21 protein-coding genes are annotated in these 25,576 nt (G+C 73.8%); 11 read left to right on the top strand and 10 right to left on the bottom strand.

Annotated features, from left to right (window positions below; translation table 11 throughout):
* On the bottom strand, window positions 1-2,460 hold the full coding sequence (locus ACH4C6_RS07130; protein ID WP_398107499.1) for a SpoIIE family protein phosphatase: 2,460 nt from the start codon (window positions 2,458-2,460) through the stop codon (window positions 1-3).
* Window positions 2,461-2,686: 226 nt separating this feature from the next.
* Between ACH4C6_RS07130 and ACH4C6_RS07135 the strand changes: the two genes are divergently transcribed.
* Window positions 2,687-4,834 (top strand): SpoIIE family protein phosphatase, encoded by a 2,148-nt coding sequence (locus tag ACH4C6_RS07135; RefSeq protein WP_398107500.1) that lies wholly within the window; start codon window positions 2,687-2,689, stop codon window positions 4,832-4,834.
* Between the two features lie 119 nt (window positions 4,835-4,953).
* On the opposite strand, the gene ACH4C6_RS07140 is transcribed toward ACH4C6_RS07135, so the two are convergent.
* Window positions 4,954-6,351 (bottom strand): S1 family peptidase, encoded by a 1,398-nt coding sequence (locus tag ACH4C6_RS07140; RefSeq protein ID WP_398107501.1) that lies wholly within the window; start codon window positions 6,349-6,351, stop codon window positions 4,954-4,956.
* Between the two features lie 651 nt (window positions 6,352-7,002).
* On the opposite strand from ACH4C6_RS07140, the gene ACH4C6_RS07145 reads away from it, so the two are divergent.
* The 4 genes from ACH4C6_RS07145 to ACH4C6_RS07160 all read left to right on the top strand — a co-directional run bounded on the left by ACH4C6_RS07145 (window position 7,003) and on the right by ACH4C6_RS07160 (window position 13,191).
* Window positions 7,003-7,218, top strand: coding sequence for a type A2 lantipeptide (locus ACH4C6_RS07145; RefSeq protein WP_398107502.1), 216 nt, complete (start codon window positions 7,003-7,005; stop codon window positions 7,216-7,218).
* 114 nt (window positions 7,219-7,332) lie between these two features.
* Window positions 7,333-8,139, top strand: coding sequence for an HlyD family efflux transporter periplasmic adaptor subunit (locus tag ACH4C6_RS07150; RefSeq protein ID WP_398107503.1), 807 nt, complete (start codon window positions 7,333-7,335; stop codon window positions 8,137-8,139).
* Complete coding sequence (locus ACH4C6_RS07155) at window positions 8,136-10,364, top strand: NHLP family bacteriocin export ABC transporter peptidase/permease/ATPase subunit (protein ID WP_398107504.1); 2,229 nt, start codon at window positions 8,136-8,138, stop codon at window positions 10,362-10,364. Before ACH4C6_RS07150 ends, ACH4C6_RS07155 begins: the two co-directional genes overlap by 4 nt.
* A 1-nt stretch (window position 10,365) precedes the next feature.
* Entirely contained in the window at window positions 10,366-13,191 is a 2,826-nt protein-coding gene (locus tag ACH4C6_RS07160) for an NHLP bacteriocin export ABC transporter permease/ATPase subunit (protein ID WP_398107505.1), read from the top strand.
* Window positions 13,192-13,194: 3 nt separating this feature from the next.
* Here ACH4C6_RS07160 and ACH4C6_RS07165 read toward each other — a convergent pair whose 3' ends face one another.
* Window positions 13,195-13,722 carry an SRPBCC family protein gene (locus ACH4C6_RS07165; protein ID WP_398107506.1) on the bottom strand — a complete coding sequence of 176 codons (528 nt, stop codon included), beginning with the start codon at window positions 13,720-13,722 and terminating at the stop codon, window positions 13,195-13,197.
* A gap of 6 nt (window positions 13,723-13,728) precedes the next feature.
* The gene (locus ACH4C6_RS07170; RefSeq protein WP_398107507.1) at window positions 13,729-14,070 is read right to left on the bottom strand and encodes an ArsR/SmtB family transcription factor; all 342 of its coding nucleotides are present in this window, start codon (window positions 14,068-14,070) and stop codon (window positions 13,729-13,731) included.
* A 102-nt stretch (window positions 14,071-14,172) separates the two neighbouring features.
* On the opposite strand from ACH4C6_RS07170, the gene ACH4C6_RS07175 reads away from it, so the two are divergent.
* The 5 genes from ACH4C6_RS07175 to ACH4C6_RS07195 all read left to right on the top strand — a co-directional run bounded on the left by ACH4C6_RS07175 (window position 14,173) and on the right by ACH4C6_RS07195 (window position 17,433).
* Entirely contained in the window at window positions 14,173-15,180 is a 1,008-nt protein-coding gene (locus ACH4C6_RS07175) for a Ppx/GppA family phosphatase (protein WP_398107508.1), read from the top strand.
* Window positions 15,181-15,211: 31 nt separating this feature from the next.
* Complete coding sequence (locus tag ACH4C6_RS07180) at window positions 15,212-15,400, top strand: hypothetical protein (protein ID WP_398107509.1); 189 nt, start codon at window positions 15,212-15,214, stop codon at window positions 15,398-15,400.
* Window positions 15,401-15,563: 163 nt separating this feature from the next.
* Complete coding sequence (locus ACH4C6_RS07185) at window positions 15,564-16,571, top strand: iron-containing redox enzyme family protein (RefSeq protein WP_398107510.1); 1,008 nt, start codon at window positions 15,564-15,566, stop codon at window positions 16,569-16,571.
* Between the two features lie 21 nt (window positions 16,572-16,592).
* Complete coding sequence (locus ACH4C6_RS07190) at window positions 16,593-17,246, top strand: HemK2/MTQ2 family protein methyltransferase (protein ID WP_398107511.1); 654 nt, start codon at window positions 16,593-16,595, stop codon at window positions 17,244-17,246.
* Window positions 17,227-17,433 carry a CDGSH iron-sulfur domain-containing protein gene (locus ACH4C6_RS07195; RefSeq protein ID WP_398107512.1) on the top strand — a complete coding sequence of 69 codons (207 nt, stop codon included), beginning with the start codon at window positions 17,227-17,229 and terminating at the stop codon, window positions 17,431-17,433. Before ACH4C6_RS07190 ends, ACH4C6_RS07195 begins: the two co-directional genes overlap by 20 nt.
* A 158-nt stretch (window positions 17,434-17,591) precedes the next feature.
* On the opposite strand, the gene ACH4C6_RS07200 is transcribed toward ACH4C6_RS07195, so the two are convergent.
* Window positions 17,592-18,026, bottom strand: a complete 435-nt coding sequence (locus tag ACH4C6_RS07200) for a protease inhibitor (RefSeq protein ID WP_398107513.1) — start codon at window positions 18,024-18,026, stop codon at window positions 17,592-17,594.
* A 424-nt stretch (window positions 18,027-18,450) separates the two neighbouring features.
* Between ACH4C6_RS07200 and ACH4C6_RS07205 the strand changes: the two genes are divergently transcribed.
* Window positions 18,451-19,620 (top strand): lactate 2-monooxygenase, encoded by a 1,170-nt coding sequence (locus tag ACH4C6_RS07205; RefSeq protein ID WP_398107514.1) that lies wholly within the window; start codon window positions 18,451-18,453, stop codon window positions 19,618-19,620.
* Between the two features lie 31 nt (window positions 19,621-19,651).
* On the opposite strand, the gene ACH4C6_RS07210 is transcribed toward ACH4C6_RS07205, so the two are convergent.
* From ACH4C6_RS07210 to ACH4C6_RS07230, 5 genes are all read right to left on the bottom strand, one after another.
* Window positions 19,652-21,268 carry an RICIN domain-containing protein gene (locus tag ACH4C6_RS07210; RefSeq protein ID WP_398107515.1) on the bottom strand — a complete coding sequence of 539 codons (1,617 nt, stop codon included), beginning with the start codon at window positions 21,266-21,268 and terminating at the stop codon, window positions 19,652-19,654.
* A gap of 339 nt (window positions 21,269-21,607) precedes the next feature.
* On the bottom strand, window positions 21,608-21,985 hold the full coding sequence (locus ACH4C6_RS07215; protein ID WP_398107516.1) for a toxin Doc: 378 nt from the start codon (window positions 21,983-21,985) through the stop codon (window positions 21,608-21,610).
* Window positions 21,986-21,988: 3 nt separating this feature from the next.
* Window positions 21,989-22,234: a hypothetical protein gene (locus ACH4C6_RS07220; protein ID WP_333933272.1), complete on the bottom strand. Its 246-nt coding sequence runs from the start codon at window positions 22,232-22,234 to the stop codon at window positions 21,989-21,991.
* Between the two features lie 134 nt (window positions 22,235-22,368).
* Window positions 22,369-23,160 carry an alpha/beta fold hydrolase gene (locus ACH4C6_RS07225; RefSeq protein ID WP_398107517.1) on the bottom strand — a complete coding sequence of 264 codons (792 nt, stop codon included), beginning with the start codon at window positions 23,158-23,160 and terminating at the stop codon, window positions 22,369-22,371.
* A 69-nt stretch (window positions 23,161-23,229) separates the two neighbouring features.
* Window positions 23,230-25,485, bottom strand: coding sequence for a glycoside hydrolase family 9 protein (locus ACH4C6_RS07230; RefSeq protein ID WP_398107518.1), 2,256 nt, complete (start codon window positions 25,483-25,485; stop codon window positions 23,230-23,232).
* Between the last annotated feature and the right edge of the window lie 91 nt (window positions 25,486-25,576).

The following is a 25,576-nucleotide window of genomic DNA, read 5'->3' on the forward strand; positions in this document are numbered from 1 at the left end:
TCAGCGTCCCAGCGGCAGCTCCGCCCACACCTGTTTGCCGCCGCTGACCGGCAGCGTCCCCCAGGTGGCCGACAGCGCCTCGACGAGCAGGATCCCGCGGCCGCCGGTGGCCTCCCAGCCGATGCTCCTCGGTCGTACCGGGGTGCGCGGGGAGGCGTCGGCGACGGCGATGCGCAGGCGGTCGTTGATGAGGGTGAGGTCCATGCGGACCTGCCCGTCCGTGTGCACCAGGGCGTTGGTGACGAGTTCGGAGACGACGAGCAGGGCGGCGTCCTGGTCCGCGGTGACGCCCCAGGAGCGCAGCGTGCGCCGGGCGAAGCGGCGGGCGTGCCCGACCGCCTGGGGCACCCGCCAGACCGTCCAGCTCTCCCGCAGCGGGCGCAGGTCCATGCCGTCGTAGCGCAGCAGGAGCAGGGCCACGTCGTCGCTGCGCGGGGCGTTGCCGAGAAGGGCGTCGGCGACCAGTCCCAGATCGGTGGGGGCGGTGCGGGCGAACTGCGCGGCCAGGCGGGCCATGCCCTGGTCGATGTCCGACTCGGGCGTCTCGACCAGCCCGTCCGTGGCCAGGGCGATGAGCGTGCCGGGCTGGAGGCGGAGCGGGCTCATCGGGTACTCGGCCTGGGTGATCACGCCCAGCGGCGGGCCGCCCTCGGCCTCCGCGATCTCGGTGCGGCCGTCCGGCTGGCGGAGCACGGGCGGCAGGTGCCCGGCGCGCACGCACCAGGCGGCGCCCTCCTCCAGGTCGACGTCGACGTAGCAGCAGGTGGCGAACAGCTCGCTCTCCATGTCCATCAGCAGCCGGTTGGCGTGCGCGACCACCACGTCGGGCGGATGCCCCTCGACGGCGTAGGCGCGCAGTGCCGTGCGCATCTGGCCCATGAGCGTCGCCGCGCCGGCGCTGTGCCCCTGGACGTCGCCGATGACGAGGGCGACGTGGTGGTCGGGGAGCGGGATGACGTCGTACCAGTCGCCGCCCAGTTCCAGCCCCGCCGTGCTGGGCAGGTAGCGGGCGACGGCCACCGCACCCGGCAGCCGGGGCAGGCGGCGGGGCAGCAGCTGGCGCTGGAGCATGCCGACCAGCTCGTGCTCGGCGTCGAAGGCCCGGGCCCGCATCAGGGCCTGCCCGGCGAGTCCGGCGCAGGCGGTGAGCAGGGCGCGCTCGTCGGAGCCGAAGTCGTGCGGGGTGTCCCAGCCGATCAGGCAGGCGCCGGCCATGCGGTTCCCGGCGGGCAACGGCAGGACGGCCAGGCCGCCGGGACCGACCTCGGCGAGGGGGGGCTCCAGGGGGCTGCCCGCGGGCCAGCTGCGGGCCCGGCCCTCGCGCAGCGCGGCGGCCAGGGTCGGCATGGAGCGCACAGGCGCGTCGGGCCACTCGCCGCGCCACTCGGTGCGCCACACCTCGGGCCAGGCCTCGGGTTCGGGCGGGTCGAGGACGGTGACGACCAGCCGGTCACCCTCCAGCTCGGCGAGCGCGATCCGGTCGGCCCGCAGCGGGCGGCGCAGGGCGGCGACGACGGCCTTGCCGACGTCGCGGACGGTGACGGCGGTGGCCAGGGCGGCGGCGAGACGCTGGACGCGGGCCACGTCGGTGACGTCGGAGCGCAGCGTGGACACGTCCGCGACGGTGCCGACGAGCCGGGCGGGGCGGCCGTCCCCGCCGGGCACCAGGCGCCCGCGCAGCCGCAGCCACTTCGGCGGTCCGCCGGGCTGGAGCACCCGGAACTCCAGCTCCCGGTCGCCGATGGACATGTGGTCGGCCTCCACGACCGACATCAGCGACGGCAGGTCCTCGGGCACGGCCAGCCCGAGCAGGGTCTCCACCCGGCCGTCGAACGCGGCCGGATCCAGTCCGAACAGGGCGAGCAGATCGTCCCCGACGCGGACGCGACCGCTGTCCATGGCGAGGCTGAACGCCCCCGGCGGCAGCTCCGCGCCCTCGGCGGGGGCCGTGGGGGCGGTGAGGGCGACCGCGTCGGCGACGCGTTCCAGGCAGGCCCGGTCCTCGGCGCCGAACCCGCCGGCGCGTTCGGTCACGGCGAGCAGGCAGCCGCCCTCGTCGGCGCCCGAGGCGGGCAGCGGCAGGGCGAGGAGGTGGAAGTCCCCGGCGGCCACGCGCCGTGCCTGGGCGTGGCCGGCCAGGTCCACCGGGTCCAGCACGACCGGCCGTCCCGTGCGCCGCGCCTCGGCGACCGGGGAGCGTCCGGCGCGCGGATAGCTGTCGCGCAGTCCGTACAGGGTCCGCGGTGCTCCGGCCGACTCCACCAGGCACAGCATGTCGCCCTCGTTGCCGGGGGCGTACACGGCGGCGAGGACCGCACCCGCGTAGACGAGGGCCTGTTCGAGGACGCGGCGCACCCGTTCGGGTGATTCCTGATCGGCCGCGATCGCCTGGAGGGCACCTTCGACACGCGAGGTCCGCGTTCCGCGTTCTGGGGCGCCCTGACTGACCACGTTGGCCATTACAGCGCTTATGGGACCCCTGCGCAGCCCCTGTGGGCGGTCCGTGCACGGGCCTCGCGGACGCCGCCGCCGAGGGGGCACCGGACGCGTCGCCGCTCCCGGTACGGGGCCGGGGAGTCCCGGGCGGCCCGCGTGCGGCGGCCGGTGCGGCGCGGTTCGTCGTGCGGGACGGCCCGCCAGGGGGCAGATTTGTTCTGGGCCCGGCGGGTGCGAGGAGGTGGTCGGCGTGTCCGACGGTCAGGCGTCCCCGCAGGCGCCGGCGACCTCCAGGATGCCGGTCGGACGCCCCCTGCTGTCGCTCGCGCTGGCCTCGATGATGGACGAGGTGCACGCCCACTCCGGTGCGGTCTACCTGCTCGCACGGGACCAGCCGGTGCTGGAGATGGCCGTGATGGCCGGTCTGCCCCGGGCGTTCGCCGCCCCCTGGGAGCGGGTGGGGCTGAGCGCACCCATCCCGGTGGCCGACGCGGCCCGCGAGCGGCGTCTGGTCTGGGTGGGCGGCGAGGAGGAGATGGCCCGCCGCTACCCCCGCATCGCCATGGTCCTGCCCTACCCGTTCGCGCTGGCGGCCGTGCCGGTCGCCACCGACTCGACCGTCTACGGCGCGGTGTTCGTGACCTGGCCGGGGGCGCACCCGCCGCAGCTGTCCGACCACGAGCGCGACCATCTGACGGCGGCGTGCGGGCGGCTGGCCGTACGGCTGCAGCGGGCCGCCGAGCACAGCGTCCCGCCGCACCCCGAGACGGACCTGGTGGCCGCTCCCCTGGTGGGCGGCATGGCGGGCTCGCTGGGCACGGTCGAGGCGGCCCGGATGGTCGGCCGGCTCCCCTACGGCCTGGTCTCCCTGGACCTGCACGGCCGGATCGGCTTCGTCAACGCGGCGGCGGCCGAGCTGCTGAACGTCCCCGTCAGCCGGTTGCTGGGCACCCAGTTGTGGGCGTCGGTGCCCTGGCTCAACGACCCGGTGTACGAGGACCGTTACCGGGCCGCCCTGATGAGCCAGCACAGCACCTCGTTCGTGGCGCTGCGCCCGCCCGGTGAATGGCTGTCCTTCCGGCTCCACCCGAGCACCACCGGCCTGAGCGTGCGCATCACCCGTTCCCGGGCCGTGTCGGAGATGAACCGCGCGGTGCCGCCGCCCGAGGGGACGCCCTCCCGGCTGGTCACCATCTCGCAGGTGCTGAACCTGGCCGGCGCGCTCACCGAGGCGGTCGGGGTGCAGGACGTGGTGCAGCTGGTCGCCGACGAGATCGCCCCGGCCGTCGGCAGCCAGGCCCTGGTGCTGCTGGGGTCGCGGGCGAACCGGATGCGGGTGCTCGGGCACCGCGGGTACCCGGACGCGCACGTGGTGGAGCAGTTCGACGGCCTGCCCCTGACCGAGCCGACACCCGGCACCCAGGTGCTGCGGACCGGCGTGCCCGCCTTCTTCGAGTCGCAGGAGCAGCTGGAGCGCCTGTATCCGGCGCGCCACGCCACTCCGGACGGCTTCGCCGCGTGGGCCTACCTGCCGCTGATCGCGCAGGGGCGGCCCGTGGGGACCTGTGTGCTCTCCTACGCCGAGCCGCACCCCTTCCCGACCGAGGAACGGGCGATCATGACCAGCCTGGCCGGGCTGATCGCCCAAGCGCTGGAGCGCGCGCTGCTCTACGACGCCAAGCACCGGCTCGCGCACGGCCTGCAGGAGGCGCTGCTGCCGCACTCGCTGCCCGCGCTGCCCGGCATCGAGGCCACCGGCCGCTATCTGCCGGCCACCCGGGGCATGGAGATCGGCGGTGACTTCTACGACCTGGTGGGCAGTCAGGGCCTGGCCGCGGCGGTGATCGGGGACGTGCAGGGCCACAACGTCACCGCGGCCGGGCTGATGGGGCAGGTGCGTACCGCGGTGCGTGCGTACACCACCGTGGGCCAGGCGCCGGAGGAGGTCATGCGCAGCACCAACCAGCTGCTGCTGGACCTGGGTTCCGACCTGTTCGCCAGTTGCCTGTACCTGCGGCTGGACCCGGCGCACGGCCGCGCGGTGATGTCCCGGGCCGGGCACCCGCCGCCGCTGCTGAGGCGCCCGGACGGCCGGGTGCGCGTCCTGGACCTGGCCGGCGGCCCGCTCCTCGGCATCGACGCCTCCGCGGTGTACCCGACGACGGAAGTCGCCCTGCCGCCCGGCTCGCTGCTCGTCCTCTACACCGACGGGCTGGTGGAGTCGCCCGGCACGGACTTCGAGGACGCCCTGGCGGACCTGGGCCGGCGGCTGGCCGAGGCGGGTGACCTGCCGCTGGACGAACTGGCCGACCGTCTCGTGCGCGAGGTCCGGCGCGAGGTGGACGGCGACGAACGCCTCGACGACATCGCCGTGCTGCTGATCAGGGCGGTCGGCTAGGGCCGGGCCCCGGGGGCGGTCTGTGCCACGTCGGGCCGGAACGCCGACGGGCCGGTCCGGCCACCGCCGCGGGAAGGGGGCGGGGTCCGGACCGGCCGTGCGGAAGCGGCTGCCGCCGGTTACCGGGACCCGGTCGGCTCGGAGTGGTCTCCGGTCTCCCGGCCCGCGTCCTGACCGGCACCCGCACCGGCCTCGCCGCCGCCGGCCTGCTCACCGGCGCCCGCACCGGCCTGCTCACCGGCACCCGCGTCCTGACCCGCGCCGGCCTCCTGACCCGCGCCCGCTTCCTGACCGGCACCGGCGCCGTTCCCGGCACCGGCCTCCTCGCCCGCTCCGGCTTCCTGACCGGCACCGGCCTCGTCCCCGGCGCCCGCTTCGCCGCCCGCGCCGGCACCGCCGCCCGCGCCGAGGGTCGCGCCGACCGCCTCCAGGGCGGTGGTCACCGGCTGGAAGAACGTCTCGCCGCCCGACGTGCAGTCGCCGCTGCCGCCGGAGGTCAGGCCGATGGCGAGGCCGTCCTGGGTGAACAGCGAGCCGCCGCTGTCGCCGGGCTCGGCGCACACGTCGGTCTGGATGAGCCCGGTGACGGTGCCCTCGGGGTAGTTCACCGTGGCGTCGAGACCGAGCACCTGGCCGTCGTTGAGCCCGGTGGTGCTGCCCATCCGGAACACCTGCTGGCCCACGGTCGCCTCGGCGGCCCCGCTGATCTGGACGGTCTGGTTCCCCGCGTCGACCTCACTGGGCGCCTGGGTCGCGGGGTCGTTGTACTTCACGAGTGCGAAGTCGCCGTTGCCCGGGAAGGTCGACTGGTCGACCGTGGCGATCGGTGCGCCGCCCTGCGTGTCGGACCACTCGTTGCCGCCGAGGGTGCAGTGACCGGCCGTCAGGAAGGCCGGGGAGCCGTCGCCCGCGGTGACGTTGAAGCCCAGGGAGCAGCGCGAGCCGCCGGCGAAGATGGCGTCGCCGCCGGAGACGAACGGCTTGAAGGTGCCGGAGGACTTCTTCAGGGTCGCCATGCCGGAGCCGAGGCCGCGCACGGTGGACTCCAGCCGGTTCCACTTGGCACCGGTCACCGTGCTGTCGGCGGTCACCAGGAGCTTGTTGGTGCGCGGGTCGATCGACCACGAGGTGCCCGCGATGGTCGCCTCGGACTTGAGCGTCGACGCCCCGTCCTGGAGCTCGGACCAGCTGTTGTCCACCTCGCGGACCTGCGCGCCGGCCGCCTTGGCCTGCACGATCACCTTGTTGTTGTCGCCCGGTACGACGTTGACGACGAGCTGCTTGCTGTCGCCGTCGTAGTAGGAGCCGCCGAACGCCTCTCCGAGGAGACCGGACAGCTGCGCGGCGAGTTCCGAGGCGTCGCCCGCCTTCAAGGTCCTGGGCGCGGCCGCCGCGTCGCCGGACGAACCGTCCTGCGAGGCATTGGCGTTGGGGAGCAGGATCGCTGCCGCGCCGAGCGCCACCACGCTGCCCGCCGCTATCGCGGCCTTGCGCTTGGGGATTCGCTTGTGACTCAAACTTCTCTCCTCCTGAGGGACGGAGCGGTGCCGCCGTCCGGCAGCGTCTTGGGGGGCGCCTGGATGGCTGTTGGTACGCAGCGGCCGCGCGGGGCGTTCAATCCCGATTGCAAGTGCTTCCCCCGGCTCACGGAATCGGCCGGCTTCCGTCGTGACGGCCTTTCAGCGGACCGCGCCGCCGTTCCGCCGGGATGCACGACGGTCCGTGTCCGCCGGGCAACGCTGGGTCGTGAACACGAAGTTGAATCCCGGCTTCCGCGAATCTGCACATCGGCTGCTCAACCCGGTCACCGTGCGCCGGGTTGTCCACAGGCGTGATGGGTCGCTCACGCCTTTGGGGCGGGAGTGCCGGATTCGCCGCCGGACGGCACAAGGGCCGGGATGCGCCGATGCCGTGGGGCATGTGAAGAAGTCGCCGCCGACCCGTGCGCGGATCTGCACGGTCGGGAGCCTCCGGCACACAAGTTGCCTGGTGAGACGGTTGATTGATTGGAAGCCCGCGCCTGCGGCGTGCTTTGATCCATCGCACCGCGGGGGCCGCGGAGGGCGTCCGGAAACGTGCGCCCGGCACTCGTGGTCGCGGCCGTCGTCTGTCCCCAGAGGGGGCCGCTCCCCCCTTGATGAGTTATCCATACGAAGGGAAGTTCCATCATGAACTCCACCCCCCAGGTCGAGACCGTCGAGATCGCCGACGCCGAGCTCGACGCCGTTTCCGGCGGTCTGTCCGTGAACGCCGTGAACACCGTCACCGACACGGTGAACGGCATCGCCCCGGTGGCCGGCCTCCTCGACACGGCCGTCGGCACCGTCGAGGGCGTCACCGGCCTGAACACGGCCCCGGTCACCAACCTGGTCGCCGGTCTCTGATCGAGCCCCAGTGCCGACTCCCGGAGCCGCAGCCGGCGGTTCCGGGATCTTCGGCTGCCGTGACCGTCCCCGTCACGGCCGTCAGTACCTCTTCTACGGGTGAGGGAAGTTCCCTTGCAGTTCCGCCAACAGGCCCTCGCCAAGCTCCAGTCGCCGGAGGAACTCGACCTGCCGGTGCGCTTCGCCCGCCCGCAGGGCTGGCTCGTGCTGTCCGTGACGCTGGTCGTGATGGCCGCCGCCTCGGTGTGGGCGCTGACCGGTTCGGTGGCCTCCACCGTCTCCGCGCCCGCCGTGCTCACGCACGGGCAGGGCAGCTACGTCCTGCAGAGCCCCGTCACGGGACAGGTCACCGAGGTGCTCACCGAGCAGGGCCGGCGGCTGCCCGCCCGCTCCCCCGTGCTCAAGGTCCGTACCGCACAAGGGGAGGCCGTGGTGCGCACCCTCGACGCCGGGCGGGTCTCGGCGCTCGCCGCGACCGCCGGGCAGATCATCCGGACCGGAGCGGACGTGGCCGCCGTGGAGAAGGTCGCGCGCGCCTCGGACGCGCTGCGCGCGACCGTGTACGTCCCCGCCCAGGACGCCGCGTCCATCCCCGACGGCGCGGCCGTCGACCTCACCGTGCAGTCGGTGCCGACCCAGGAGTACGGCGTGCTGCGCGGCCACGTGACGTCGGTGGACCGCTCCGCGCAGTCCCCGCAGCAGATCGCCGCGTTCCTCGGTGACAGCCGGCTCGGCGAGCAGCTCAGCGAGAAGGGCAGGCCGGTGGCCGTGACGGTGACGCTGGACAGGTCGTCCGCCACGAGGAGCGGCTACCGGTGGTCCTCCGCGGACGGACCCCCCTTCCGGCTGGAGTCCATGACGCAGGCCTCCGCCTCGATCCGGCTGACCGACCGGCGTCCCGTCGACTGGCTGCTGCCGTGAGCGCGACCGCGCAGCGCAGGAAGGGCGGCGGGCGCCGCGCCGCGCCGTCCGCGCGCAAGGTGCCGAAGGCCGCGGCGAGGACCGTCCGCACCCCGACCGTGCTCCAGATGGAGGCCGTCGAGTGCGGCGCCGCCTCGCTGGCGATGGTGCTCGGCCACTACGGCAAGTACGTGCCGCTGGAGGAACTGCGCATCGCCTGCGGTGTCTCCCGCGACGGCTCGCGCGCCAGCAACCTGCTCAAGGCCGCCCGTTCTTACGGCCTGACCGCCAAGGGCATGCAGATGGACCTGGCCGCCCTCGCCGAGGTGACCGCGCCGGCCGTGCTGTTCTGGGAGTTCAACCACTACGTCGTCTACGACGGCATGGGCCGGCGCTTCGGCCGCCGCGGCGTGTACATCAACGACCCCGGCAAGGGCCGCCGTTTCGTCCCCATGGAGGACTTCGACGGGAGCTTCACCGGCGTCGTGCTGGTGATGGAGCCCGGCGAGGACTTCACCCGGGGCGGGCGCAGGCCCGGGGTCCTGGGCGCGATGCCGGCCCGGCTGCGCGGGACCGCGGGCACCCTGCCGGCCGCCGTGCTGGCGAGTCTGCTGCTGGTGGCGGTCGGCGCCGCCGTGCCCGCGCTCAGCCGCACCTACATCGACGAGTTCCTGATCGGCGGCAGGACCTCGCTGCTGGGGGTGCTGTTCACGTCGATGGCGGCGTGCGTGCTGCTGACCGTGGTGCTGACCTGGTTGCAGCAGGCCAACCTGCTGCACGGCCGGATCATCTCCTCCACGCTCTCCAGCGCCCGCTTCCTGCGCCATCTGCTGCGGCTGCCGGTGACGTTCTTCTCCCAGCGCAGCCCGGCCGACCTGGTGCAGCGGCTGCAGTCCAACGACGCCGTGGCCGAGACCCTGTCCCGCGACCTGGCGGCGGCGGGCGTCGACGCCATCGTCGTCGTGCTGTACGCGGTCCTGCTCTACACCTACGACCCGCAGCTGACCTTCGTCGGCATCGGCGTGGCCCTGCTGAACATCGTCGCCATGCGGGTCGTCGTACGGCTGCGCGCCACCCGTACCGCGAAGCTGCGCGCCGACACGGCCCGGCTCACCAACACCGCCTACACCGGGCTCCAGCTCATCGAGACGATGAAGGCCACCGGCGGCGAGGACGGCTACTTCCGCAAGTGGGCCGGGCAGCACGCCACCACGCTCGAGGAGCAGCAGCGGCTCGGCGTGCCGAGCGCCTGGCTGGGCGTGGTCGCGCCGACGCTCGCCACCGTCAACAGCGCGCTGGTCCTGTGGATCGGCGGCATGCGCGCCGTCGAGGGCCACATCTCCGTCGGTCTGCTGGTCGCCTTCCAGGCGCTGGTCACGCGGTTCACGGCGCCGCTGACCCGGCTGAACGGCGTGGCGGGCCGCATCCAGGACTTCGCCGCCGACGTGGCCCGGCTGAAGGACGTGGAGAACTTCCGGGCGGACCCGCTCTACGGGCGGCCCGGCGCGGGCGAGTCGACGCGGCGGTTGCAGGGCCATGTGGAGCTGGAGAACATCGCCTTCGGCTACAGCCCGCTCGACAAGCCCCTGCTGAGCGGCTTCGACCTGAGCGTCGGCCCGGGGCGACAGGTGGCGCTGGTCGGCGGGTCCGGCAGCGGCAAGTCCACGGTGTCCCGGCTGATCTCCGGTCTGTACGCGCCGTGGGAGGGCGTGATCCGCATCGACGGGCAGCGCATCGAGGACATCCCGCGCGGGGCGCTGGCCGCGTCCGTGTCCTTCGTCGACCAGGACGTGTTCCTGTTCGAGGGCACGGTCCGGGACAACGTGGCGCTGTGGGACCCGTCCGTGCCCGACGAGGCGGTGGAGGACGCGCTGCGCGACGCCGCCCTGTACGACGTGGTCGCGCGCCGCCCGGGCGGCATCCACAGCAGGGTCGAGCAGGACGGGCGGAACTTCTCCGGCGGGCAGCGCCAGCGCCTGGAGATCGCGCGGGCGCTGGTACGCCGCCCGAGCATCCTGGTGCTCGACGAGGTGACGAGCGCACTGGACGCGGAGACCGAGCTGGTCGTGATGGACAACCTGCGCCGGCGCGGCTGCGCCTGCGTGGTGATCGCGCACCGGCTGAGCACCGTGCGCGACAGCGACGAGATCGTCGTCCTGGAGCACGGCACGGTCGTGGAGCGGGGACGGCACGAGGACCTGGTGGCGCGCGGCGGCGCCTACGCGGCACTGGTCAGGGAGCGGTGAGATGACGGCGGTGCACGAAGGGCACCACGGTGACCTGGTGCTGGGCGCGTTCGGGCAGCTGGGCTCGCGCGTCGACTGCGCCGGGTCCACCCGCCTGGACCTCGAGGGCCCGCAGGTGCTGTGGCTGGTCGCGTCCGGCGCGCTGGACCTGTTCGCGGTCGACGCCGGGCAGCAGGGCCACTGGCACCACCTCGGACGGCTGGAGGCCGGGTCGCTGGTGCTCGGGCCGGTGGCGGGCCCGCAGCACACGCTGGTGGCCCGGCCCCTGCGGGACTGCGTGGTGCACCGCATCGGCCTGCGCGAGCTGTACCAGCCGGCGAACACCGCGACCTGGTCGTACGACGAGTACGGCACCCCGCAGTACGTGCCGCCGACGACGAGTCCGCTGGAGTACGCGCTGGCCCTCGGGGTGGGCCGCAGCCTGTCGATCCTCTTCCAGGCTCCGATGGCCACGGAGCGGGCCGCCGCGCCCACCGACGACGACGTGTTCTGGATGCAGGTCCCGCCGGGCAGCGTGCAGTACGGCTCCCTGTACGGCGCCGAGGCGGCGGCGGACCTGCTGATGGACCCCGCGTTGTGGCAGTCCATGGTGGACCAGCAGTACCGGCTGCTGACCACGCTCGACCGCTGGATCGAGCAACTGGAGCGCACTCACGAGAACCGCACGGCCGAAGGCATCAAGGCCGGTGAGGCGGTGCGCGCCGAGGCCGACCGGACCCTGCTCGCCTCCATCGGCGGGCGCTCCGCCCGGACGGCCACCGCCGCGGACGCCGACGCGACGTACGCGGCGTGCAGGCTGGTCGGCCGGGCGGCGGGCATCCCCCTCGCCGAGCCCGCCCAGAAGGGCACGGGCGGGGACCGCCTCGACCCGGTGGAGCAGGTCGCCCTGGCCTCCCGCGTCCGCACCCGGGCGGTACGGCTGGACGGCCGCTGGTGGCGGGACGACGTGGGTCCGCTGGTCGGCCGGCGGGCCCTGTCGGGTGCGCCGGTGACACTGCTGTGGAGGCGCGGCGGCTATGTCGCGGTGCATCCGTCGACGGGCCGTGAGACGCCGGTCGAGAAGGCCAACGCCGACGAGTTCGAGCCGCGGGCGGTGATGTTCTACCGTCCGCTGCCCGAGCGCGGACTGGGGCCGCTGGGGCTGCTGCGGTTCTGCGTGCGGGGCATGCGCGGCGATCTGACGGCCCTGCTGCTCAGCGGCCTGGTCACGGTGGCGATCGGGGCGCTGGTGCCCATCGCCACGGGCAAGGTGCTCGGCGAGTTCGTGCCGAGGGCGCAGACCGGGCTGATCGTGCAGGTGTGTCTGGCGGTGATGCTGAGCAGTGTGGTCGCCGCCGCCTTCATGCTGCTGCAGAACCTGACCATCCTGCGGCTGGAGGGCCGGATCGAGGCCACGCTCCAACCGGCCGTCTGGGACCGGTTGCTGAGGCTGCCGACGACGTTCTTCACCGAACGCTCCACGGGCGAACTGGCCAGTGCGGCCATGGGCATCAGCGCCATCCGCAGGCTGCTGGCGGGCGTCGGGCCGACCGTCGCCCAGTCCGTGACGGTCGGGGCGATGAACCTGGGGCTGCTGCTCTGGTTCAGCGTGCCCATGGCGATGGCCGCGATCGGCGTGCTCGTCGTCATCGCCGCCGTGTTCCTGGGGCTGGGGCTGTGGCAGGTGCGCTGGCAGCGGCGGCTGGTGGTGCTGTCCAACAAGCTGAACAACCAGGCGTTCCAGACCCTGCGGGGCCTGCCCAAGCTGCGGGTGGCGGCGGCGGAGAACTACGCCTACGCCGCGTGGGCGTCCCAGTTCGCGCGCAGCCGGGAGCTCCAGCAGAAGGTGGGCCGGATCAAGAACGTCACCTCGGTGCTGGGCGCGGTGTACCTGCCGCTGTGCACCCTGCTGATGTTCATGCTGCTGGCCGGTCCGGCCCGCGGCTCGATGTCGGCGGCGGCGTTCCTGACGTTCAGCACCTCGGTGACGATGCTGCTGACCTCGGTGACCCAGCTGACGGGTGCGTTCGTCTCGGCGGTGGCCGCGCTGCCGCTGTTCGAGGAGATCAGGCCGGTGCTGGACGCCACGCCCGAGGTGCGCGCGGCGAGCACCCGGCCGGGCCCGCTGACCGGCGCGATCGAGGCCCGGCGGGTGTCCTTCCGGTACACGGACGACGGTCCGCTGGTGCTGGACGAGGTGTCGTTCGAGGCGCGGCCGGGCGAGTTCGTCGCGATCGTCGGCCCGAGTGGCTGCGGCAAGTCGACCCTGCTTCGCCTGCTGATCGGTTTCGACCGCCCGGTGTCCGGCAGTGTGCTGTACGACGGTCAGGACCTGGCGGCTCTGGATCAGTCGGCGGTGCGCCGCCAGTGCGGTGTGGTGCTGCAGCACGCGCAGCCGTTCACCGGCTCGATCCTGGACGTCATCTGCGGCACCGAGCCGTACACGCCGGAGGAGGCGATGGCGGCGGCCGAGATGGCGGGCCTGGCCGAGGACATCAGGCGGATGCCGATGGGCCTGCACACGATCGTCTCCGGCAGCGGGGCGGTCTCCGGCGGCCAGCGCCAGCGGCTGATGATCGCCCAGGCGCTGATCCGCCGGCCGCGCATCCTGTTCTTCGACGAGGCGACCAGCGCCCTCGACAACGAGACGCAGCGCACCGTCATCGAGAGCACCAAAGCCCTCAACGCCACGCGCGTCGTCATCGCGCACCGCCTGTCCACCGTGCTGGACGCCGACCGGGTGGTGGTGATGGAGGACGGCAAGGTCGTCCAGCAGGGCCCGCCCGCCCAGTTGCTCGCGGAGACCGGTGGCCGGCTGCACGAGCTGGTGCGGCGCCAGATGGCGTGACGTTCACTCCTGCCCGGGGACCGGGGCCCCGGACGGGAGCCCGGCGGCGACGTACGCCTCGTAGAGCCCCTTCCACGGTGCCTCGGCCCCGGCGTGGGGCCCGGGGTTGTCCGCGCCGCGGGCCCGGGCGTCCAGTGCGGCCAGGCAGAGCTCCCAGCCCGCGCCGTTGCGGGCGGCGGTGTCCGCGGCCGCGAGCACGTTCGTGAGGGTGAAGCGGGTGCGCCCGTCGTCGGTCGCCTCCAGGTCGAAATGCACCTCGTCCCCGCTCCACTCGAACGACAGGTGCCGGGGCGGGTCGACGGCGATCACCCGGCCCGTGGAGTCCGCCAGGTGCGGATCGCCGCTGAAGGTCACGGCGCCGCCGGGACGCAGCTCGATCTCGGCTCGGGAGGGGAACCAGCGCTCCAGCTCGTCCGGGTCGGTGACGAACGCCCAGACGCGCTCGACGGGGTGGTCGTAGGTGCGGGTGAAGCGGACGGCGGGGCGCCCGTCGTCCAGGGTCAGATAGGTACCGGTCACGTCGGCGGTCATGGTGGATCAGTCCTTCGGTGGGGGCGGCCCGGGCGGCCGGTCCGCCTGGTCGAGGCGGCGGCCCAGCGCGTCGAGGCTCTCGTTCCAGAGCGTGCGGTAAGGGGCGAGCCAGGCGTCGAGCGCGGCGATGGGGGCCGGGTCCAGCGCGTGGACCCGGCGCTGCGCGTCCTGCCGCACCCGGACCAGGCCGGCGTCGCGCAGCACCTTCAGATGCTTGGAGGCGCTGGGCTGGCTCAGTCCGCACCGCTCGGCGATCTCCCCGACGGGCCGGGGCCCCTCCAGGAGCAGCGCGACGATGGCCCGCCGGTGCGGATCGGCGAGCGCGGTCCAGAGGGCGGCGTCGGACATGACACCGACTATGCCTCGCGCGTTATATGCCAGTCAAGGAATGTAAGGACAGTCGGGAGGGTGACCCTGTTGGTACGCCCGGTAAGTGGGTACCCACCGGCCATGCGGATCAGCGTGGTGGACGTGGGATCGAACACGGTCAGACTCGTGGTCGCGGACGCGGTGGGCGGAGTCCCGCTGCCCGTGCACACCGCCAAGTGGCGGCTGAGGCTGTCCGAGCAGGTCCCGCCCGGGGGTGCCATCCCGGAACAGGCCGTGGAGTCGCTGGTCGACGCGGTCGCCGAGGCCGGCCGGACCGCCGCCCGGTGGGGCGCGGGCGGGCCGCCGGCGTTCGCGACCGCCGTGGTGCGCAACGCGCCGAACCGGCAGGAGGTGCTGCACGCCGTGCGGTCCCGGACCGGCGTCGACCTGTGCACGCTGCCCGGCGAGGTCGAGGCCGAGCTGACGTTCCTCGGCGCGCGGCGGTGGATGGGCTGGCGGTCCGGGCCGCTCGCCCTGCTCGACATCGGTGGCGGCACCCTGGAGGTCGCCTTCGGGCGCGGCCGGCTGCCCGACTTCGTGGCGTCCCTGCCCCTGGGCGCGCGGCGGCTCACCCACGACTTCTTCGAGGACGAGGACCCGCCGTCGCCCGAGCAGGTGCGCCGGTTGCGCCGCAAGGTCCGCCACGAGCTGCGGGACGTGGCGGCCCGGATCCGCTGGGAGGGTCCGCGCACCGCGGTCGCCACCTCCCGCACCTTCCAGCAGCTCGGACGGTTGTGCGGCGCGGCCCCCGGCCGCCGGGGCCCGTTCGTGGAGCGGGAGGTGAGCCGCGCGCGGCTGCGCGAGGCCATCGGCCGGCTGGCTGCCCTGCCCGCCGCCGAGCGGGCCTCCCTGCCCGGCATCTCCGCGCCGCGGGCCGCCCAGAGTCTGGCCGGCGCGGTCGTCGGGCACACGGCGATGAAGCTGAGCGGCATCAGGTCCGTGACGGTGTGCCCCTGGGCGATCCGCGAGGGCGTGCTGCTGCGGCACATCGAGGACGGACCGTCCTGGTGGGCCGAGGTGGCCCGGCAGGAGGAGGTACCGGCTCCCGCCGAGGCGGTGCCGCTGCGCATCGCCACCGCCTCGCAGTGAACGACGGAGAAGAACGCAGAAAGGAGAACCCGTGTCCCACGACAAGCACGGCGACAGCTCGGACGAGAAGCCCGAGACGGCATTCGACGAGGTCATGAGCGAGATCGAGGACGCCGGGACGCGCACGCACGACGACGCCCGGCAGCGGCGCCACCGGGGCGAGGCCGGGGAGGCCATCACCCCGAACGCCCGCGCCCAGGAGGAGTCCGAGGGCGACTGAGCGGGACCACGGACCCGGGCCCGGGCCGGCCGGACACACCCTCCGGACCGACCCGGGCCCGGGCGCGTCCGCGGGCAGGACGAGCGAGCGGCACATCCTGGCCGGGAGTGACGGCTGCTCCTGCCGCGGGTGACCTTGGGCGCTGGGCGGGTACCCGGGGGCCATGGAGCACGAAGGACCACGACTGCCCACCCCGCGCGGCCCGCTGAGCAGGGGTGTCGAGGCATATCTGCGGGGCGCCGGCCAACTGCCCCGGCCGGAGGAGGTCGCCCGCGCCGAGGTGTACGGCGACGACCTCCAGCTCGCCCTCTACCTGTGCTACGAGCTGCACTACCGCGGGTTCGGGGCCGTGCCGCCCGAGCGCGAGTGGGACCCGGACCTGCTGCGCGTCCGCGCGGCGATGGAGCACCGGTTCCTGTCCGCGCTGCGCTCCGACGCCCAGGTGCACGACACCGTGGACGATGCGCTGGCCCCCCTCCTGGTCGAGCCCGTCGACGGCAAGGGCGTCAGCCACTTCCTGCGGGACGAAGGCGAACTGTGGCACCTGCGTGAGTACGCGGCCCAGCGCTCCCTGTACCACCTGAAGGAGGCCGACCCGCACGCCTGGGTGCTGCCGCGGCTGTGGGGCCGGGCGAAGGCGGCGATGGCCGCGGTCGAGTTCGACGAGTGGGGCGGCGGCCGGGCGGAGCGCGTGCACGCCCGCCTGTTCGCGGACCTGATGACGGACCTCGGCCTGGACACCACGTACGGCCGCTACCTCGGTGCCGCCTCGGCCGAGGCCCTGGTCACGGTGAACATGATGTCCCTGTTCGGCCTGCACCGCAGCCTGCGGGGCGCCCTCGTGGGCCACTTCGCCGCGGTGGAGATCACCTCCTCCCCCGGCTCGCGGCGGCTGGCCGAGGCCATGCGCCGGGCGGGCGCCGGACCGGCCGCCGAGCACTTCTACGACGAGCACGTGGAGGCCGACGCCGTCCACGAGCAGATCGTGCGGCACGACGTGATCGGCGGGCTGCTGGAGCAGGAGCCGTACCTGGCCGCGGACATCGCCTTCGGCATCGACGCCACCGAGTTCGTCGAGGAACGCTTCGGCGCCCGCCTGCTGGCGGACTGGCGCGACTCCCGGTCGTCACTGCGGGAACCGCTGGCCCGGGAAGTGACTCATATCTCCTGAGCACCGGGGTACTCGGCGCCCGTGATTGCACTGGTACCCCCGGGCGTCTACGCCCCGCAGGAGGACACCGAGCTGCTGGCCGGTGCCCTGTCCGACGAGCCGCTCCCCCAGGGGGCGGAAGTCCTCGACGTGGGCACCGGGTCCGGTGCCCTGGCCCTGGAGGCCGCACGCCGGGGCGGCCGTGTGACCGCCGTCGACGTGTCCTGGAGCGCCGTCTGGGCGGCCCGGCTGAACGCCAGGCTGGCCGGCCTCACCGTCCGCATCCGCCACGGGAACCTCTTCGACCCCGTGCGCGGACAGACCTTCGACCTCGTCCTGGCCAATCCGCCCTACGTGCCGGCGCCGAACGGCCATCACGCCCCGCGGGGCGCGGCCCGGGCCTGGGACGCGGGCGGCGACGGGCGGCTGGTCGTGGACCGGATCTGCCGGGAGGTGCCCGCACTGCTGCGGCCGGGCGGGGTGCTGCTGCTGGTGCAGTCGGCGCTCGCCGACCCGGACCTCACGGTCGTGCAACTGCGTGCGGCCGGGCTGAAGGCCGCGGTGACCCGCCGGCAGCGGATCGCCTTCGGCCCCGTGCTGCGGGGCCGGGAGCGCTGGCTGCGCGAGCGCGGTCTGCTGTCCGACGCGGAGAACGACGAAGAGCTGGTGGTGGTCCGTGCCGAACTCCCCGTCTGACCGCTCCGAGGCCCCGCGCCGGGTCTCGATCCAGCGCAAGGGGCCGCTGCTCGTGGAAGGCCCGGTGGAGGTGGAACTGGAGGACGGCACCGTCGTGTCCTCGGACCGCTTCCGGGTCGCCCTGTGCACCTGCCGCCGCAGCCGCCGCTACCCGTGGTGCGACACGAGCCACCGCGACCGGGCCTGACGCACCGGCCCCAGAAGAGTCCGGAAGCCGGCGGGCGGCCCCACTCCGCCCGCCGGCCTCCTTGTACGAGATCGCGGCTCCCGTGACAGCGGCCCGGCTCCCCAGCCACGGTCCGCTGCGCTTCACGGGGAACACACGATCCCGGTCCATGGGGTCCCCTAGAAGGAGAAGACGCCCGTTCCCAGGGCGTTCTTCATGCAGTCGTTGGAGAACGTGCGCTCGTACGAGACGCGCTTGCCCTGCCAGACTCCGTCGACGGTGACGACGACGGGGTCGTACTGCTTGGTGCACATGACGCCCTCCTTCGCGGTCAGGGCGTCGAAGTCGCCGCTCACGCCCTGCAGTTCCGCACAGGCGGGGCCGGCGGCCGGGTGGGTGCCCGAGGGCCTCGGGGCACAGGTCAGGGTGACCGCGCGTTCCGGGGTGGTGGCGATCGCGCTCTGTCCGTGGCCGACCGTGAGGACCAGGGCCGAGGGGGCGTAGAGCGCGGTGGGGGCCTGACCCGGGTCGGCGAGCGCGGCCTCGGAGAGGGGTCCGCAGACGGCGGTGGCCGTCAGTCCGACAGTCATGGCCCAGCGCGCGGGGGTCCGCATTGTGTGCATCCTTCCGCTCGATGACGATGTGTGCCGACCCGTGCTCGGATGGTGCCCGGAGCGGCGAGCGCGAGTCTGCCGAGTCCGCCGCCGAAACACACATCGACCCCACGGGTTTCAGTAACATTGCGTATTGAAGCAGTGGCGTGAAGTTACGGAATCTGCACGTGCGAAGCCCGTAACTGCGCGGTCTCCGGTGGCCCGAAGCGGCCAGATGGCTGATTTGCCTGCGCTCCTCAATAGGCCGGAAACATTCCGATTCCGCTCTCTCGTGGCCACTTTGCAACCGCTTGCGTTCATGCTCCCGACGCGTAACCGCCATCGGACGGCATCGATGATCACCGCCGATCGTCCGGCCGCATACCGCTCGGTATCCTCGGCCCGGCGGTCTCGACGAGGAGACGACGAGAAGGCGGGGCGTGGCGTGGGCAAGCACTGGGCGGACTTCCAGTACGAGATCTACCTGAACGGCATGACGGGCGCCGTGCCACGGCTGCCCACGGACCTGACGCGCCTGGAGGAGCTGACCGAGCAGCGGCTCGGGCCCGGTCCGGTCGGTTACGTGGCGGGCTCGGCGGGCGACGGCAGCACGGCCCGGGCGAACCGGGCCGCCCTGGAGCGCCGCCGGATCGTGCCGCGCATGCTGCGGGACGTGCACGAGCGGGACCTGTCGGTGCAGGTGCTCGGCCGGGCCCTGCCCGCCCCGCTGGCGCTGGCCCCGGTCGGCGTCCTGTCGATCATGCACCCGGAGGCGGAGACCGCTGCGGCCCTGGCCGCCGCCGCGCAGGGTGTGCCGTACATCCTGTCCTCGGCGTCCAGCACCCCCATGGAGCAGGTCGCCGAGGCGATGGGCGATGCCGAGCGGTGGTTCCAGCTGTACTGGCCGAAGGATCCGGAGGTGGCCCGCAGCTTCCTCGGCCGTGCGAGGGCCTGCGGGTTCAGCGTGCTGGTCGTCACCCTGGACACCCCGCTGCTGTCCTGGCGGCCCCGCGACCTGGACCAGGCGTACCTGCCGTTCCTGCACGGCGTCGGCACGGCCAACCACTTCTCCGATCCGGCCTTCCGCGCGGGGCTGGCCAAGCCGGTGCACGAGGACCCGAACGCGGCGGTGATGCACTTCGTCGGCATGTTCTCCGACCCGGCCAAGACCTGGCCCGATCTGGCGTTCCTGCGGGAGAACTGGGACGGCCCGATCGTGCTGAAGGGCGTGCTGCACCCGGACGACGCCCGGCGGGCCGCCGACGCCGGCATGGACGGCGTGGTCGTCTCCAACCACGGCGGACGGCAGGTGGCGGGCTCGGTCGCCGCGGCCGACGCCCTGGAGCGGGTCGCCGATGCCGTCGGCGACCGGCTCACCGTGCTGTTCGACAGCGGCGTCCGCACCGGCGACGACGTCTTCAAGGCCCTCGCCCTGGGCGCCCGGGCCGTGCTGCTGGGCCGCCCGTACGTGTACGGCCTGGGACTGGACGGCCGGGCGGGCGTGGAGCACGTGATCCGCTGCCTGCTCGCCGAACTCGACCTCACGCTCGCCCTGTCGGGCCACGCCACGCCGCACACGGTCGGCCGCGCCGACCTCGCGGAGGACCCGGCCTGAGGGGAGGAAGGAGAGGGCCGCGGGCGGCGCCTCAGGACGTCCGGCCGCCCGGCACGGCCACCTGCCGGGACGACGACCCGTCCTGCTCCTCGATGGACAGGGACCCGGCCGTCGTCGGCAGCGGCTCGGCCTGCCAGCGCTGGGCGTCGGTGCGGTCGCGGACCTTGACCACGAGGTCCGCGCCGGGCTTGTCGCCGGCCGGGGCCAGGGCGAGCTGCTCGTCCCAGCGGGGCAGCAACTCCCCCTGCACGGTGAGGTCGTAGCGCACGTCGTCGCCCCGCTCGGCACCCTCGTCGGCGCAGGTGCCGAGGACGACCACACCGGCGTCCTTGTGCGAGTCCAGGCACAGCCCCGGGTCGGCGACGCTGCGCAGCAGCCCGTCGTCCTCGACCGTCCACTGCTGGGTCCACACCGACGAGCACGCCGCCAGTTCGGTGCCCGAGCCCTCCTTGGGCAGGCCGCGGACGTCGAGGCACAGATCGGCCCCGGTGTTGCGCAGGCGTGCCACGTCCAGCGCCGCGGGCAGGCCGGCCGTGCCGGGGGGCGCGGCGGAGGTGGCACCGTTGTCGCCGGTGCTGCCGGAGCCCGCCGGGTCGGCCCCGCCGCCGTCGTAGGGGTTGAGGCCGGCGATGAGCACGGTGGCCAGCACCCCGGCCGACACCGCGCCCAGCCCGGAGAGCAGCGTCCGCGACGACGGCAGCGCCACCGCCACCCGGCGGACGGGCACCGGGAACCGGGACAGCAGCCCGTGCCGTCCGCCGCCCCGCCGCCCACCGCGTCGGCCCGCGCGGGTGCCCCGGGCCCCGTGCGACGCCCGCCCGGGGCGGGAGTCGAGGTAGCGGCGGGCACCCCAGCCCAGCACCGCTTCGGCGATCAAGGGACCCAGGGGCCCGTCGAAGTGGCTGAGTTGCTCCGCGGCGTTGCGGCAGTGGCGGCACTCGCCGAGATGGTCCTGGACGTCGGGCAGCAGGGCCCCGCCCCGGCGGATCGGCACGTCGAGGAGACGGTTGTGGAAGCGGCAGTCCTGCGTCGGGGCGAGTTCGCGGTGGGCGCGCACGCAGCCTGCGCGGAACGTGTCACGCGCCTGGTCGAGGGCGGCCGACGCGACCTCGGTGTCCATGCCCAGCAGTCCGGCCGGGACGTGCAGAGGATCGGCCTCGACCTCCGCGTGCCACAGCAGACAGCGCGCGGCGGCGGGAAGGGCCTGGAATGCCCGCTCCGCGAGGACGCGGTTCTCCGGTGTCATGGACGTCGCGGCGCGAAGTCCGCGTCCGCCCGCGGGTTTCTGCAGGGCGGGCAGTACGGCGGATATGCGATCGTCGCCCGACCACTCGCGGATCGTGTCGCGCACGGTGACCAGAAGGGCCGGGCGCAGCGCGACGGCGGACTCCCCGAACGCGAGACGGTTGAGGGTCCGGTGGAACGCCGTCCCCGTGACCATGGAGGCGACTTTCGCCGAGGAGGCGAGGCAGATGACGGCGTACTCGTGCGCCGGCTGCCAGTGCCGCGCCATCAGCAGGGCGACGGAATGGGCGGCGACCCCGCCCTCCGGACTGCCTCGCAGCGGCGCGGCGAGACTCTCGTCGGAGTCCCCCGGGCCCCCGCCGGGCGGGGGGTACGCAGGACGAGGGGGGTGGGGGGTGGGCACTGAGATGGTTCCTTCCCACGCGTGCGACACACAGAAGTCCTGTCGCCGAAAAGGAGGCCCGATGGGTGCGTCCCTTTTTGGCGCGGCGCGGGAGGTGCGAATTCGCCGGCGGCGATTCGGACCCGGTCGACTATGCGCGTGCGACTCCTGGCCATTCCCCCCGCACGCGTGGTGCACTCTTGCACAACCCCCGCAGGAGCAACAAGGCGCGCGGGCCACATATGCGCCATTGACAGAAAGTCAGAAAGAAGGGAACAGCCGCACGTACCTCGCACCTGCTTTCGACATTTCCCGGTGCTCGGCGGGAAAGGCACCCGAGGGGGCCAAGGGCGCCGCGTCTCAGATCTGCCAGGAGCGCAGCCGGTCCGCGGCGCCGTAGACGTCGGCGGTGCCGGACATCAGGTCGCGGGCGAGGTCGACCAGGGCACCGTAGGGCGGGTCGATGCCGACCCCGCTGACGAACATGTACGCCACGGCCGTCGCGCAGGCGAAGCGGGCGTTGGCCGAGGGCAGCGGACGCAGCACGGCGAGGGTGTGCAGCAGGGCGGCGGCCCGCCACGCCGGGTCGGAGTCGACGCCGAGGCGCGGCGGGTCGACGCGGTGCCGGGCGACGGCGGCGACCAGGGCGGAGAAGTCGTTGACGGTGGGCTGGTCCGGCAGGACCTCCTCGTGGCGCTGCAGCAGCCAGGGCACGTCGATGTGGAGGACGGATGCCATCGGTCAGGCGGCCCGCCCCTCGCCCCTGCCGGGCGGTTCGTCCTCGGGGAACGCGGCGGCGAACTCGTCGGCATGGGTGGCGAAGAACCGCCGGAAGGCCTCCGCGCCCTCCTGCAGAGCCCGGTGCCGGGCGATGTCGGCGGCGGCCGCCTCGCGCACCAGGGCCTTCATGGACGTACCGCGCTCCTTGGCGATCTGCCGCAGGTCCTCAAGTTCACGGTCGCTGAACTCGACGTTGAGAGCTGGCATGCGTTCACGGTACCGCTCGGGTACTGGCGCGTAAATAGCCCCAGGTCAGGGCGGTCGGGCAGGGGTACCTCCTGCCGGGACACCGGGGCGGTAGGGCGACGCGGGTCACATCCGGCCGGGCGACGCAGCGCCCGTCACGAACGGGTGCGGCAGAACTCGCGGACCGTCCGGTTGAACGCCTCGGGCGCCTCGAGGTTGCTGAGGTGCCCCGCGCCGGGGAGCACCACGAGCGTGGCCTGCGGCACGGCGTCGAGGAAGCTGCGGGCGACGGGCTCCACGGGCGAGCGCGCGTCCAGCTCGCCCCACAGCAGCAGGGTCGGGACACCGATCCGTGGGAGCAGACCGCTCAGGTCGGCGTCGGCCATGGCGGCGAGTTCCGCGCGCATGCTGCGGCGGCGCGTCTGCGCCGACATCACCGACAGCAGACGCACCACGCCCGCGGGCGGCGCCTCGGCGAACAGCCCCGGCAGGCTGGGGGCGAACGCCTCGTCCGGTACGGCGAGCGTCCGCTCCGCGCCGCGGATCCGCGAGCGCACCTCCGCCGCGCTCAGCGAGCCCTTCCAGCCGGCATAGGTGTCGGCGAGCACGAGCGTGCGGACCAGGGAGGGGTGGAGCCGGTAGAGCTCCAGGACCACCGTCCCGCCCCAGGCGAGGCCCAGCACGTGGGCCGGGCCGAGACCCACGTCCTCGATGACGGCCGCCAGGCAGCGGGCGTAGCCGGCGAGCGGGAAGACGGCCGGCACGTCGGAGGAACGGCCGGCGCCCGGCTCGTCCCAAGCCACGACGGTGAACTCGTCGGCGAGGTCCTCCATCTGCGGCCGGAACAACCGCGCGTCGCTCGTGGCGCCGTGCGCGAGCACGAGGGGCGGGCCGTGGCCCACCCTGTCGTACGCGACCCCGATGCCGTCGACCCGCACCGCTGGCATGTTCCCAGGCTACGCGCGCGTGCCGGGGGCGGCCTGTCGTCGGCCCCGCCCTCCGGCACGCGCGCGCCGTCACCCGAGGTGGCGGCCCTGGTCGGCCGCGAAGGAGGCCATGCGGGCCAGGGCGGCGTTCCAGTTGATGGTGTGTTCGTTGGTCGACCAGGACTGGATGTCGTCGATGTAGCAGAACTGCCCGACGCAGCCTTGCAGCTTGCTCTGCGCGTAGGGGTCTTGGATGTGCGAGTTCGGTCCGCCGGCGAGGGTGCCCGGGGGCGGGTTCGGCAGGTCCGGATCGAGCTGCCGGGCGTACCAGCGGCTGTGCTGGTTCTGCGCGCTGACCTCGCCGTAGCCGGTGACGTAGGAGATGTTCAGGGCGTTGCGGCCCAGGACGTAGTCCAGGCTCTGCAACGCCCCGGCGCGGTACCCGGAGGCGCCGGTGAGGTCGTAGGCGGTGGCGAGGACGACGGCGTTGTTCAGGATCTGGTGGCTGGAGCCCCAGTCGTAGACGTTGCCGTCCGGCGCGTACGGGATGCCGTAGGGGTGGTCCTTCAGGGTCGCGAGGTAGCGGTCGGCGCCCTTGATCACGGACCGGCGGACCTTGTCCCGGCCGGGCAGCGCGTTCGGCACGGTGGCGAGGTCGAGCCGGCCGGCCGCGCCGGTGCGGGCCCAGTCGAATCCGAGGGGCTGGAACAGGTCGGCGGTGTGGACCGGGGAGGTCAGCACGTACTCCTCGAACTGCCGCTCCCCCGTGGTGAGGTAGAGCTCGGCCGCCGCCCAGTAGAAGTCGTCGGCCACCTCGCGGTCGGGGTAGGCGCCGCCGCCGACGCCGTCGCTCTCGGAGGCGAGGAGGTCGGGGTGGGCGAGCGCGGCGGTCCAGGCCGTGCGGGCCGCGGCCAGGGCCCGGCCGGCGAACGCCTTGTCCCAGGGGCGGTAGAGCCGGGCGGCCTGGGCGGCCGTGGCGGCCAGGTTCAGGGTCGCGGCCGTGGACGGCGGGTGCAGCTCACGCTTCTGGGGGTCGTCGTGGGGCATCAGCGGCAGTCCGGTCCACTGCTCGTCGTGCACCTTGTGGTGGGCCATGCCGGCCAGCGGCTCGCCCGGGGGCACCTGCATCCTCAGCAGGAACTCCAGTTCCCAGCGGGCCTCGTCGAGGAGGTCGGGCACCTTGTTGCCGCTCTCGGGGAGGGCGAGGGAGCCGTCGCCGAGCGGGCCGGTCCGGCCGGTGCGGGCGTGCAGGGCGCGCTCGTAGGTGCTGAGCAGCTCCCAGGTGGAGATGCCGCCGTTGACGACGTACTTGCCGTGGTCGCCGGCGTCGTACCAGCCGCCGCTCACGTCCAGCGTGTAGTCGCAGACGCCCGGCCGGCAGGGCACCTCGGTGTCGCCCTTGTTGGGGGCCGCGCCCACGTGGCCCGCCGGGCGGCCGTAGCCGGGGCGCAGGTCGTCGCGGATCGGGGTGCCGCTGCGCTGGGTGTAGTAGTACTTCGCCGCGTCCAGCCGGAGCCGGTCGTAGACCCGCGCGTCGAGGTCGAAGGGGCGGCTGGTCTCGCCGTCGGCGGTCAGGGTGAAGCCCGTGCCCTTCGCGCGGTACGCGCCGAAGTCGATCGAGTGGACGTTCTGCCCGGAGGAGGCGTCCACGCCGCGCGGGACGGTCGTGCCCCGGGCGACCACCGTGCCGCGCGCGTTCCTCAGCTCCCAGGGCAGTTTCGTCGTGGCGTCGGTGACGAGGGTGGCGTTCTTGGGTCCGGCGGGCAGGTAGCCGACCTGGTTGACGCGGACCCGGGGACCGGTGTCGGGCTCGTAGGGCTCCGGCGCGACACCGCCCAGCAGGGAGACGTCGTCCATGCAGAAGCGCCAGGGGTCCGCGCTGCCGCCGAGCTGGAAGCCGACCTGGCCCCGGGCGGTGTCGACGGGCGAGGTGAAGGTGTAGGAGTAGGTGTCGCCGGAGACGCTGAGCTGCGGTGTGACCTCGTGGTAGGTGTCGTACGGCTCGACGGACAGGCCCACGATCGCGCGGACGACGTGTCCGGCGGGTGTCCCGGTGGCGCTGAAGGAGAAGCGGTAGGACTCCCCCTTCACCAGGGTGATGTCGTTCTGCCCGACGGCGGCGTCCCAGCGGTTGGTGGTGCCGCCGGGCACGTCGGCGCACAGCCGGCCGTCGGACGGCGCCGCCGTGACGTTCGCGGTCGTCCACCAGGCTTCCGTGGAGGTGTCGAAGGTGCCGTTCCTGACCTGCTCGGTCTCCTCGGCCCCGGCCGGCGCGGCGGGCAGCGCGGTGAGCGCCGTCGCGAGCAGGGCTGTCAGGGACAGCAGGGCGGTTCTGCGTCGGTGCACGTCTGGACTCCTCGGCGCAGGGGCGGGCGGCGCTCCTATGGGAGCGCTCCCAGGGTGCGGACGCCCGCCATGGTCGTGCCGAAGTGACGCC

Source organism: Streptomyces sp. NPDC017943 (assembly GCF_044328425.1).
In the GTDB taxonomy this organism is placed as follows: Bacteria; Actinomycetota; Actinomycetes; order Streptomycetales; family Streptomycetaceae; genus Streptomyces; species Streptomyces djakartensis_A.

What these genes read in the sequence shown, in the direction of transcription:
- ACH4C6_RS07160 (WP_398107505.1), top strand. Translation starts at nt 10,366, where the DNA reads ATGACGGCGGTGCACGAAGGGCACCACGGTGACCTGGTGCTGGGCGCG.
- ACH4C6_RS07220 (WP_333933272.1), bottom strand. Translation starts at nt 22,234, where the DNA reads ATGCCAGCTCTCAACGTCGAGTTCAGCGACCGTGAACTTGAGGACCTG.
- ACH4C6_RS07185 (WP_398107510.1), top strand. Translation starts at nt 15,564, where the DNA reads ATGGAGCACGAAGGACCACGACTGCCCACCCCGCGCGGCCCGCTGAGC.
- ACH4C6_RS07170 (WP_398107507.1), bottom strand. Translation starts at nt 14,070, where the DNA reads ATGTCCGACGCCGCCCTCTGGACCGCGCTCGCCGATCCGCACCGGCGG.
- ACH4C6_RS07175 (WP_398107508.1), top strand. Translation starts at nt 14,173, where the DNA reads ATGCGGATCAGCGTGGTGGACGTGGGATCGAACACGGTCAGACTCGTG.
- ACH4C6_RS07165 (WP_398107506.1), bottom strand. Translation starts at nt 13,722, where the DNA reads ATGACCGCCGACGTGACCGGTACCTATCTGACCCTGGACGACGGGCGC.
- ACH4C6_RS07215 (WP_398107516.1), bottom strand. Translation starts at nt 21,985, where the DNA reads ATGGCATCCGTCCTCCACATCGACGTGCCCTGGCTGCTGCAGCGCCAC.
- ACH4C6_RS07130 (WP_398107499.1), bottom strand. Translation starts at nt 2,460, where the DNA reads ATGGCCAACGTGGTCAGTCAGGGCGCCCCAGAACGCGGAACGCGGACC.
- ACH4C6_RS07200 (WP_398107513.1), bottom strand. Translation starts at nt 18,026, where the DNA reads ATGCGGACCCCCGCGCGCTGGGCCATGACTGTCGGACTGACGGCCACC.
- ACH4C6_RS07145 (WP_398107502.1), top strand. Translation starts at nt 7,003, where the DNA reads ATGAACTCCACCCCCCAGGTCGAGACCGTCGAGATCGCCGACGCCGAG.
- ACH4C6_RS07225 (WP_398107517.1), bottom strand. Translation starts at nt 23,160, where the DNA reads ATGCCAGCGGTGCGGGTCGACGGCATCGGGGTCGCGTACGACAGGGTG.